Origin of the sequence: Streptomyces sp. CBMA152 (assembly GCF_014596475.1) — a bacterium.
GTDB lineage: Bacteria > Actinomycetota > Actinomycetes > Streptomycetales > Streptomycetaceae > Streptomyces.
In genome coordinates this window covers 94245-105018 of the sequence record NZ_MECJ01000002.1, presented here as the reverse complement: position 1 = coordinate 105018, position 10774 = coordinate 94245, and the positions used below count along the sequence as shown (strand labels likewise).

Below are 10774 nucleotides of genomic sequence, written 5' to 3'. Positions count from 1 at the left end.
GGTCGGTCCCTATCGTTGTACCGAGCCGAAACCCAAGTCAATCCTCTGGTTTTCTTCCAATGATCCAAGCAATACCTTGGGTTGCATGACTCTCGATGATCTCCGCGTCTTCGTCGCCGCATGCGAGACGGGCAATCTGAGCGCGGTGGCGCGCGATCTGTCCCGTACGCAGTCGGCGGTGAGCCAGCACGTCAAACGGCTGGAGACCGAACTCGGTCTGCCGCTGCTGGAGCGCCAGCCGCGCGGTGTCGCGCCCACTCAGGCCGGGCGGATTCTCCAACAGGCCGCCGCCCAGGGCATCGGCCAGATAGAACTGGCGCTGCGTCAGTTGCGGGACCTCAAGCAGGGCGACGGCGGCGCCGTCCGGATCACCACCGGCGCGACCACCGTGCGCCACTTCATGTCCGACGGGGTCGTCGCGTTCCGGCGCCGCCACCCCGGCGTCAAGCTGGAGTTCCGTACCGAGAACTCCAGCCGGGGCTGCTTCGACGCGCTCGCCGCCGGTGAGTCCGACCTCGCCTGGATCACCGTCGGCCCGCCCGCACGCGGCATCGAGCAGCGTCCGGTGATCGAGCTGCCGTGGGTCCTCGCCGTGCGCGCGGACGACCCGCTCGCAGAGAAAGACAGCATCGACGCGGCCGACCTGGCCCTGATCCATCACATCCAGCTGCCCGCCAACTCGATGTCACGGTCCCATCTTGAGGACCAACTCGACCGCCAGGACATCCAGTTGGCCTCGACCACCAGTGTCGCCGACTGGGACACGGCCATCCTGCTGGCCGAGCTCGGACTCGGGCACGCCGTCGTCCCGGCGCTGCCCGGCTGGACCGGATCCGGCCACGGCGCGCTCCGGCTGATCCCCATCCCGGCGCTCCCCCCGCTCGCGGCGGGCTGGGCGGTACGGCAGTGGGACGCGCTCGGGCCGCTGACCCAGGAGTTCGCACAGACGGTTGTCGACAGCCTCACCGCCCACCCGTGAGCGCGACCGCCTTCGCGTTGCGGTCGCGCCATCCCGGGACCGACGCAAGGAGCATCAGCGCGGCCGCGAACACGAACGCCCCGGAATACCCCGTACGGTCCGCGAGCACCCCGAATCCCATGGCACCCAGGCCCATTCCGGCGTCGTACGCGAAGTGCCACAGCGCGCTGACCGTGCGAGCAATGCGGGCGAGCAGGCGATCCGGTCCGGGATCGCGGCGGTGGGGGAACTGCTGGGCGCGCAATGAGCGGGTGCGCCGACGGTTCGCAGGGCGCCGAAACTTTTTCCGGAACGGCGGCAACCCCACCCCTCGCCGCACGTCGTCAGGGGTGAAGGGCGCCGTCCGGCGCTGTTCGGCCGACCTGGAGAGCTCCTACGTGAACACCACCCAGCACCACCGCCGCACCTTCGCCCGTGGGGCCGCCGCCACCGGACTCCTGGCGGCGCTCGCCGTCCCCGCCCTGGCCGGTGCGGCGTACGCCGACGACTCGGGCGCCCGGGCGCACACCGCTCCGAGCGCCGTGCCGCCGCACGCCGCCGAGCCGAGCGCCACCCCCTCGGCGCCCGCCAAGAAGCCCGCGCCCAACAAGTCCCCGACGTCCCCGCCCAGCGCCGAGCCGTCCGTGAAGCCGAGCAGGGGCACCGAGGGGTCGGAGCCGTCGGCGCGCCCCTCGGCGAAGGCCCCCACGGACGCCGGACCCAGCGCCGTACCCAGCCCCGCGCCCGCCGGCCGCGACGAGTTGGCCCATACTGGCTCGTCCGCCACCAACACGGTCCTGGGCACCGGAGCGGGCGTACTGATCGCGGCGGGCGCCGGAACCGTGTACGCCGTCCGGCGGCGGCACGGCCACTGAGACGCCGGACCACCGAGGCGCAGGCGGCCCCGCCCGGCGGGGCCGCGCCGTTCCACCCGAGGACGTGATGGAGTACACCGCTGTCCGGCAACCGGCACCACCAGGCGGCTTCGGCCTGCGCGCGTTCGGGCGTTGGCTGCTGCGCCGGGACCGGCTGGCCGACCGCGAGCTGCCCCTCGCCTCCCCGGGCGGGTCCGGTCCGGGTGTCGTACGGCCCACCGTCAGCGAGCTCTACCACGCGCACCGGCTGCGCATGGTGCACCTCGCGGTGATGCTCGTCGACGACCGGGCCACGGCCGAGGACGTGGTGCAGGACGCGTTCACCGCGCTCTACCGGCGGCACGGCGAGCACATCGGCGAGATCGACAACGCGCTCGCGTATCTGCGTACGGCCGTGGTCAACGCCTCGCGCTCGGTGCTGCGCAGACGGCGCACGGCGCGTGCGTACACACCTCCTCATGAGGCCGACGCGCCCTCCGCCGAGGAACACGTGGTGCTCGACGAGGAGCACCGTGAAGTCCTCGTTGCACTGGGGCAGTTGACCGCCCGGCGCCGCGAAGTGCTGGTGCTGCGCTACTGGGGCGAGCTGACCGAGGCGGAGATCGCGCAGACGCTGCGGATCAGCAGGGGTTCGGTGAAGTCGATCGCGAGCCGGGGCCTGGACTCACTGGAGAAGATCTTGAAGGAGCGGTCGTGAGAGGAGTGGACATGGGCGGCCACGAGGGTCCCGAGCGCCCGGTCGAGGCGCGGCTGCGGCATGCCTTCGCGGCCCGCGCGCAGACCATCACCGTCCGCGACCTGCGCCCGGCCGACCCACCCGGCCCTCATCTGCGCCGAACCGCCTTTGCACTGGCGGGACTTCGCGGCCTGACGACCCGGCGGTTCGCCCTGCCGCTGGCCGCGCTCGCCACCGTGGCGGCCGTGGCGATCGGTTACGTGGCATTCGCCCCCGACCACACTCCGGTGCGCCCGGCCACGCCCGGTCCAGTCGCGCCCCGGCCCTCGACCGTTCCCTCCCCGGGCGTGTCGCCCCGGCCCGAGCCCTCGCGGCCGCCGACCGGCACCAGGAGCACCGCGGACCCCGACACCTCACCTGCCGTACCGACACCCGGGGCCTCGAAGGCGACGCGCGGCGGCCCGGTCCGGCAGCCCGCCCCTGGTCCGAGCCGTCAGCCGTCGAAGCGGCCGACGACCCGGCCGTCCATGAGCCCGCCCTCGACCCCGCCCCCGTAGCGGGCCCGCTGTCAGGCGCCCTGGATGTGGAAGTTGAAGTCGGTGTGGCCCAGGGCGCCCATGAGCCGCATCCAGATCGGCAGCATCATCTCGGTGCCGCGCGCGGTGGTGATGTCGCCGAGGTCGAGGATGCTCTGCTGGGGCCAGCCGAACGAGATCAGCAGCGCGGCGACCGCCTTCTTGGCCGCCTCGTCGTCCCCGGACAGGAACACGTTGTGCTCGCCCGCGACCCGGGACGGCTCGACCATGATCTTGGTGTTCATGGTGTTCAGGGTCTTCACCACATGCGCCCGCGGAAACGCCCGCTGGATCCGCTCGCCCAGGCTGTCGGTGTTGACCGGGTCGAGCGAGGCCGGCATGCCCTGGGAGAAGTCCAGCGGGTTGGCGACGTCGATGAGCACCTTGCCGTTCAGGTTCTCCGCGCCCACAGCGCCCAGAGCCGCCAGACTCGCCATCCCGGCCGTCGTGTTGACGACGCTGTCGCCGAACGCCCCGGCGTCGGCGAACGTCTCCAGGCCCACCCGGGGATGCTCCTGCTGCCAGACGGCGAACGGCGGGTTGCCGAACTGATCGGACTCGGTGCGGGCGAGGGTGGCCTTCGGGTCACGGGTGCCGACGACGACTTCATGGCCTAGGGAGGCGAGCTTGGCGGCGATGTTCCGGCCGACGGCGCCGGTACCGAGGACTGCGTAACGCATGAGGCTCGATCCTTTCGAGGAACGGAGGCCGCACAGCGTCGGCCACCCGGTGCAACGAGAAACTAAACCGAGCCGTTCGGTCTTCCAAGCATCGGGCACCCGCCACGCCGACCGGGCAACCCGGCCGCGCACAACAGCGTGCCGGCCGGTACACGCCGTCGCTCCCCCCGTGTGTACCAGCCGGCACTCCCCCGTTGCGCACCCTCAGAGTGCCAAGCCGCCGACGGCAGAGGTGACGTGTTTCGGGCTGGTCCGAAACACGCCATGCGGCAATGCTCGGCGAAGTGACGCTGCGCATACACTTCACCGCCGACGATCTCGCCCGTACGCGGGTGGCCCAGGGACCGCGCCCGCTGCTCGAACTGGACATCGCCCTGCGGGTGTTGCAGGAGAACTTTCACCACGCGCGCTTCGACACCTGGCGGCGCGAGTCGTTCGGCCGCCTCGACCCGCGTACCCGTATGGCCTTCGACGTGGTCCCCACCAAGGGCTGGTCGCTGGACTTCCTGCTGCCCGTGGAGCCGGGCAGTCCGCAGGAGTTGTGGGAGAAGGTACGGGCCACACCGCCCCGGCTCGTTCGCCGGTACGTGGAGCAGTGGGTGGACCGGACGGGCCGGGTCCCGGAGTGGATGCGGCATACGGACAGCGATCCCCGGTTCCTGCAGAGTCTCGTCGACGTCTTCGAGGACGCGCACGAACAGATCGTCGCTCCCTACTGGCAGCGCATCGAGCAACTGGCGGGCGCCGACCGGGCCATCCGGATGCGGCATCTCACCGAGGGCGGGGTGGAGCGGCTGCTCCAGGGGCTCCATCCGCGCCGGGTGCGCTGGAACCCGCCGGTGCTCGAACTGACCATGATTTCCGGCCATGAGGGCGACCTGTATCTCGACGGACGAGGTCTGTTGCTGATCCCGACACTGTTCGGGTCGGAGCATCCCCTGTTCGACGACGCCGCCAAGCCCCAGCCGTGGATCAGCTTCCCCATCGGGCAGGACGGGGTGCCGGGGCTCGCGCTGCCCGCCCCGTCGACGGCCGGTGCGCTGACGACCGCGCCGCGCTCGCTGTCGGCGCTGCTCGGGCGGACCCGCGCGACCGTGTTGTGCGCGATCGCCGAGCAGCCCGGTCTGACCACCAGTCAGCTCGCTGCTCGCGCGGGGATCTCCGCGGCGAGTGCGAGTGAGCATGCGACGGTGTTGCGGTCGGCCGGGTTGATCAGTACCGCGCGCGACCGCAACGCGGTCCTGCACACCCCGGCTCCGGCCGGTCTCGGGCTGCTCAACTCGTCGACCGCGGGGCCGGCGGAGCCGGTGTTGCGGGTTGTCTGAGCGCCGCCTTATGGATGCGGTTGTTCGGCTGCGGACCGTGCTGGGCTGGTCGCGCAGTTCCCCGCGCCCCTGTAGGTGCACCCAACCCCACATCGGACCGTGATCCACGTCACCCTCGCAAGAAAACGTTATCGCCGTCTCCCCGCCCGCTCTCCCATGCGCCGGACAACCCCGGCAAGCACCGAAAGAGAGCGGAGCCCCATGCAGCACCACGACGAGCACCCCCACGCCCGGCACTCGGCGCCCCAGGGGCGGGCCGCGCGGCGGCACGCGCGGCGGCGGTGGTCCGCGCAGACCGTCGGCACAGCGGTGGCCGGGACCGTGGCGGTCACGGCCATCACGGGGGCGCTGTGCTGGCCGCAGTCCGACGACCACGCCAAGACGGTCGCCACCGAGGCTGCGGCACCCACCGAGCACATCCTCGACACCGCCGCCAACCCGGCCGCCCCACTCTCGTCACCGTCGCCGACGCACTCCGCCACGCCTTCGAAGTCCGCCTCCGCCAAGCCGAAGCCGAGCCACACCGCTCCCGCTCCCCACCCTGCGCAGACGCACACCACCCCGACGACGACCACCGGGCACACGGACAGCGGGACCTCTCGTACGTCCCCCGTGTCGCAGCCTGGAAGCGCGGTGACCGGCACCGCCGCCCAGTACGTCCAGCAGGTCATCGCGCTCGCCAACACCGAACGCGCCAAGGCGGGTTGCTCGCCGTTCAAGGCCGACAGCCGGCTCAACTCCTCCGCGCAGGAGCACGCCGACGACATGGCGGCCCGCAACTACTACGAGCACGACACCCCGGAGGGCAAGAACGCGGGCGACCGGATGACCGCCGCCGGATACGACTGGCACAAGTGGGGCGAGAACATCCACCGGGGCCCCAAGAGCCCCGAGGCCGCGATGCACGACTGGATGAACAGCCCGGGCCACCGCGCCAACATCCTGGACTGCGGTTTCAAGGACATCGGCGTGGGCGTGAACCTCAGCGACAACGGCCCTTGGTGGGTCCAGAACTTCGGCAGCTGAGCCGACCGCCGCACGGGTGTGGGGTCAGGACTGCGTTCCGGCGAAGTCCTGCACCCACACCGTGCCGTCCGGGCCGGGCACGGCGGCCACGCCCGTGTCGCGGTAACCGCAGTCGAGCATGTTCTGCTGGTGGATCGAGCCGTCGGTCCAGTCCTTGACGACGGCCGCCGGGTCCGTCGTCCCCTTGTCCAGGTTCTCCGCCCAGGCCCCGACCGGGTATCCGGCGGCCCTCATCCGGGCGTCGGCGTGCTGCCCCTCGGGGCTCTCATGGCCGTAGTAGCCACGCGCCACCATGTCCCGGGCATGTCTGACCGCCGCCGTCGTGAGCTGAGGATCGCGCCGCAGCGGGGCGCAACCCGCCGCGCTGCGACGGCTGTTGACCAGCTGGATGAGTCGCTGTTCCGGGGTCGGCGCGGGCGGCGGAGTCGGCCGGGGGCTCTTCGTGGTGGCCTTGGGCGAGGGAGCGGCCGTCGTCGGCTGCGGTGTGGGGCTGGCCGAGGGCGACACGTACGAAGGTGAAGGAGCGACGGCGGACGCAGTCGTCACCGTCGCCGGGGCGGGGGCGGCCTCGGGTCGCCTGTCCGGCCACAGCAGTACGACGAGGATGCCGAGGACGACGCCGATCGCGACGGCTGCGGCGCCCTTGACCACGTACGTACGCGCACCGGGCTTCGGCGAGATATCCGCGCTGCCGGGGGACGTCAGCGGTGTCGCCGATGCCGCGAGGCCGAGTCGGTCCGGGGCGAGGACGGACGCGTACAGACCCGACAGCGGGACGATGAGCGCGAGGCCGACGAGCAGGCCCTCGGCGGGCACCAGGTCGGAGCCGTGGCCGGAGCAGGCGCGGCACTCCCGGGTGTGCCGGGCTATTCGTTTGCGCCACACCGGTTCGGGGCGGCCGTCCCAGGCAGCGGTCAGCGCGGCCAGTTCGTCGCAGAGCGGCCGGTTGGCCAGCGCCCGCACCACGATCCGGCCGACCTCCAGCTGGGCCTTCATCCGCTGGACGCGTACGGCGGCGTGCTGGGCGCTCAGCCCCATCGCCTCGGCCAGTTCGGGGCGGGTGAGCTCGCCCGCCGCCTCCTGCCACCACAGCGCGAGCAGTTCACGGTCGTCCGCGTCGAGCCACCGGGTCGCCTCGGCCACTTCGCGGCGCTGACCGGAGAGGCCGAGGCGCAGGATGGTGACGTCCACGAAGTCCGGCTCGGGGTCGAGGGGTTCGGCCAGGCGCTCCAGGCTGGTGGTGGGCGCCTGCTGCTGCGTGCGCCAGCGTCTGCGTATCTGGTTCATGGCTATGGCGATCAGCCAGGACCGGAACCTGGACGGCTCGCGCAGCCCGTCGAGGCCCTCCAGGGCGTGGAACATGGTCTCCTGCACCACGTCGTCGACGTCGGCGTGCCCGTCCATGGCGCGGCCGACGACGTTGTAGACCAGCGGCAGATAGTCGGCGGCCAGCCGTTCCCGCGCCCCCGCGTCCCCGGTCCGTGCCGCGCCGACCAGCTCCGGCATGGACGTGCTGTCCCTGTGCATGCGTTCCTCACCCATGGCGTCGTCTCTACGCTCCCGTCGATCGGAGACCCCCGCCGGACGCCGGGATAACAGGAACTCGGGCTTCATTTTGTACGAGACCCTGCCGCCCGGGCTGGCAGGGCCTGCCCCGCGTTGTGGTCATGAGGGGAAAGCGAGACGCTGGTGCTATACGCGGCCGGGAGTGACCGGTGCGTCGAGAACGAGCACCCGCCCGGTCGATCGGGAGAGGGTGAGTTCCGTGCGTGTGCTGTTGAGAGCGGAAATGGACACCGAGAAGGCGAACGAGAACATCAGAAGCGGCAGCATGCAGAAGACCATGGAGTCGGCGCTGGAGGCCATAAACCCCGAAGCCGCCTACTTCACGACGCAGAACGGCTGTCGTACGGCGTACATCGTCTTCGACCTTGAGGACCCGTCCCAGATGCCCAAGATCGCGGAGCCGTTCTTCATGGAGCTCGGCGCCAAGATCTATGTCACCCCTGTCATGGACCGGGACGACCTGCGTAAGGGCCTCGCGGCACTCGGAAGGTGACCACCTGACGCCGAACAGTCGCTGTCAACTCTCCAGTCCTGTTCCCAGGTCCGCGAGCGCCAGCAGCAACGCCCCGAGCACGAAGGCGATCGACACGATCAGGCCGTGGTCGTACGCCGACGCCCAGCCGTGGTGCGTGAGTCGGGCGAAGAACACCGCGCCGACGGCGGCGATGCCGACGGCCGAGCCGACGCGCTGGCCGGTCTGGAGGGTGCCACCGGCGCTGCCCGCCGAGCGCACCGGGACTTTGGAGAGCGTCAGGGTCTGGTTGGGTGCGATGACAAGGCCGCTGCCGAGCCCCGCGAGGAGCAGGGGCGCGGCCATGGCCCATGCCGAGGACTTGCCCGCCACCAGGTGCACCGCGAGTGCCGTGCCGACGAGGCCGGTGGCGACCATGGCCAGGCCCACGGCGACCAGGCGTCGGCCGAAGCGGGCGACGAGACGGCCGCCGATCCCGGCGGCGACCCCGGAGCCCACGGCGAACGGGGTGATGGCGAGGCCTGCGGCCAGCGCGCTCAGATGCACCCCGGCCTGGAGGTAGAGGGCGGTGATGAAGAAGATCGAGGTGAACCCGCCGAAGTAGAGCAGGATCAGCGCACAGCCCAGCCAGTAGCTGCGCTCATGGAACAGCGTGAGGTCCAGGAGCGGGGACTGGCCGCGTGCGGTCTGTCGGCGCTCCCACACCACGAACCCCGACAGAAGAGCCGCCGCCGGCACCAACAGCAGCCATTTCTCGGGGCCGTGCCACTGCTGTGCCTGAATGAACGGGAGCAGCAGCGACAGCATTCCGCTGCCGAGCAGCGCCACGCCGACCGGGTCGAGCCTGCGCAACGAGACACGGCGGGCCGATGGTGTGTCGGGCAGCAGTCGCCGCGCCAGGACCAGACACACCACGCCGATCGGCACATTGACGTAGAACACCCAGCGCCAGCCCTCGTGCGCGCCCGCCGCGTGGATGAGCAGCCCGCCGAGCAGCGGGCCCACCGCCGTCGAGATGCCGATGACGCTGCCGAGCATCCCGAAAGCGCGGCCGCGTTCGGCTCCGGAGAACATCTGCTGGATGAGCGCGGAGATCTGCGGCGAGATCAGGCCACCGGCCAGGCCCTGGACGGCCCGGGCCGCCACCAACCAGCCGCTGGACTGCGCGGCCCCGCAGGCGGCGGAGGCGACGACGAACAGCGCGAGCCCGGTCATGAACACCGCGCGTCGGCCCCGTGCGTCGCCGATCCGCCCGGCCGGGATGAGGAACAGGCCGAAGGCGAGCGCGTATCCGGACAGCACCCACTGCAGATCCGCTTCCGGGGCCTTGAGGGCCGCGCGGATCGACGGCAGCGCCACATTGACGATGGACACATCGAGCAGCGTCATGAACCCCGCCACCAGACAGACGGTGAGCGCCCGCCAACGGCTCGGGTCGGGCGGCGGCGCGGCGGGCCCGGCGGCGCCCGGCCGACCGCCACGGCCGTCCTCGGTGTGCGGAGCCACAGCGGCCTTCTTTCGCAGGTGGACGGCAGGAAGGGGACGCATGGGCATAATCGCCCATGCGCGGGGCCGTTCGCCCCACCCCGCACTCGCGCGCCGTCCGCCGACCGCCCGTCAGACCCGCCCCGCGAGCAGCGCGCGGTACCAGTCGATGGTGGCGTCGAGCGCCTGCGCGAGCGGTGTGGGCCGGGCGCCAAAGGCTCGCTCGAAAGCGGACGAGTCCAGGATCTGCGGCTCGGTGTGCTGGTAGAAGAGCTCGGCGTACTCGGCCATGAACACCTCGTCGAACGGCCCGAACGGGCGAGGCTCGGTGAGGACCGTCGCCTTGACGGGGGCGCCCACCCGCTCGCCGATCATCGCGTGGATCCGACGGGTGGTCACCGCGGGCGCGGTGGGCAGATGCCACACCTGTCCGTCGCCCTCGGGCTGTTCGCCGAGCGTGGCGAGTCCGGCGGCGACATCGCCGATGTACGTGTAGCTGTGCGGCTGATCGAGGTCGCCGATCCCCAGCGCCTCGCCCCCGGACAGCACGGCCGGGAACACCGCGCCGCCGAGCGAGGAGTTGAGCACCTGCGGCCCGATGAAGTCCGCCGACCGGCCGAGGACGACACGGGCACGGCCCTCGCGGTGGGCCGTGAGATACGCCTCGTCCAGCTCGGCGCGCATCCGCCCCTTGCGGGAGGTGGCCCGCCACGGGGTGTCCTCGGTCATGACCTCGCCGTGCGTCGGCCCGTACGGGTAGAGCGTGTCGAGGACGACGAGTCGCGCCCCGACCGCCTCGACGGCGGCGAGCACGGCCTGCTGGATGCGGGGCATCACCTCGACCTGGAGGTGGTAGCCGACGTTGACGCAGTGGTGGACGACGGCCGCGCCCTCGACGGCGGCGCGGGCTCCCTCGGCGGTGCTGACGTCGGCCACGTACCGCTCGACGCCCTCGATGGCGTCGCCCGACCCCGAACGGTCGACCAGTCGCACGACGTGGCCCCGGCTCACGAGCTCGGCGGCGAGCGTCCGGCCGGCCGGGCCCGAGCCCAGAACGACATGGAGAGAGCGGGCTGTTGAGGTGGTGGGCGTGCTGGACATGGGGATCCCCTTCGCGTTGAGTTATGTACTGTCGC

The 10774-nt window shown here is 71.6% G+C and carries 12 protein-coding genes; 7 read left to right on the top strand and 5 right to left on the bottom strand.

The window, feature by feature from the left end:
• The first annotated feature begins 85 nt into the window (after window positions 1-85).
• Complete coding sequence (locus tag BG418_RS01505; RefSeq protein WP_188271782.1) at window positions 86-979, top strand: LysR family transcriptional regulator; 894 nt, start codon at window positions 86-88, stop codon at window positions 977-979.
• Here the strand turns inward: BG418_RS01505 and BG418_RS01500 are convergent.
• Window positions 963-1223, bottom strand: a complete 261-nt coding sequence (locus BG418_RS01500) for a hypothetical protein (RefSeq protein ID WP_188271781.1) — start codon at window positions 1221-1223, stop codon at window positions 963-965. The genes BG418_RS01505 and BG418_RS01500 overlap by 17 nt on opposite strands.
• A gap of 133 nt (window positions 1224-1356) precedes the next feature.
• Here BG418_RS01500 and BG418_RS01495 point away from each other — a divergent pair, with 133 nt between their 5' ends.
• From BG418_RS01495 to BG418_RS01485, 3 genes are all read left to right on the top strand, one after another.
• Entirely contained in the window at window positions 1357-1833 is a 477-nt protein-coding gene (locus BG418_RS01495; protein WP_188271780.1) for an LPXTG cell wall anchor domain-containing protein, read from the top strand.
• 67 nt (window positions 1834-1900) lie between these two features.
• On the top strand, window positions 1901-2530 hold the full coding sequence (locus BG418_RS01490; protein ID WP_188271779.1) for an RNA polymerase sigma factor: 630 nt from the start codon (window positions 1901-1903) through the stop codon (window positions 2528-2530).
• Window positions 2527-3066, top strand: coding sequence for a hypothetical protein (locus BG418_RS01485; RefSeq protein ID WP_188271778.1), 540 nt, complete (start codon window positions 2527-2529; stop codon window positions 3064-3066). The genes BG418_RS01490 and BG418_RS01485 overlap by 4 nt, the downstream gene beginning before the upstream one ends.
• 11 nt (window positions 3067-3077) lie before the next feature.
• Here BG418_RS01485 and BG418_RS01480 read toward each other — a convergent pair whose 3' ends face one another.
• Window positions 3078-3764 (bottom strand): NADPH-dependent F420 reductase, encoded by a 687-nt coding sequence (locus BG418_RS01480; protein WP_188271777.1) that lies wholly within the window; start codon window positions 3762-3764, stop codon window positions 3078-3080.
• Between the two features lie 284 nt (window positions 3765-4048).
• Here BG418_RS01480 and BG418_RS01475 point away from each other — a divergent pair, with 284 nt between their 5' ends.
• Together BG418_RS01475 and BG418_RS01470 are read left to right on the top strand one after the other, a co-directional pair.
• Window positions 4049-5089, top strand: a complete 1041-nt coding sequence (locus tag BG418_RS01475; RefSeq protein WP_188271776.1) for a MarR family transcriptional regulator — start codon at window positions 4049-4051, stop codon at window positions 5087-5089.
• Between the two features lie 201 nt (window positions 5090-5290).
• Entirely contained in the window at window positions 5291-6115 is an 825-nt protein-coding gene (locus BG418_RS01470; protein ID WP_188271775.1) for a CAP domain-containing protein, read from the top strand.
• A gap of 24 nt (window positions 6116-6139) precedes the next feature.
• Here BG418_RS01470 and BG418_RS01465 read toward each other — a convergent pair whose 3' ends face one another.
• Window positions 6140-7642, bottom strand: a complete 1503-nt coding sequence (locus tag BG418_RS01465; protein WP_188271774.1) for a sigma-70 family RNA polymerase sigma factor — start codon at window positions 7640-7642, stop codon at window positions 6140-6142.
• A gap of 262 nt (window positions 7643-7904) precedes the next feature.
• On the opposite strand from BG418_RS01465, the gene BG418_RS01460 reads away from it, so the two are divergent.
• Entirely contained in the window at window positions 7905-8174 is a 270-nt protein-coding gene (locus tag BG418_RS01460) for a DUF3303 family protein (RefSeq protein ID WP_223184202.1), read from the top strand.
• 24 nt (window positions 8175-8198) lie between these two features.
• On the opposite strand, the gene BG418_RS01455 is transcribed toward BG418_RS01460, so the two are convergent.
• A complete protein-coding gene (locus BG418_RS01455; protein ID WP_188271772.1) occupies window positions 8199-9701 on the bottom strand; it encodes an MFS transporter in 1503 nt (500 codons plus the stop codon).
• 69 nt (window positions 9702-9770) lie between these two features.
• The gene (locus BG418_RS01450; RefSeq protein ID WP_188271771.1) at window positions 9771-10739 is read right to left on the bottom strand and encodes an NAD-dependent epimerase/dehydratase family protein; all 969 of its coding nucleotides are present in this window, start codon (window positions 10737-10739) and stop codon (window positions 9771-9773) included.
• Window positions 10740-10774 lie beyond the last annotated feature (35 nt).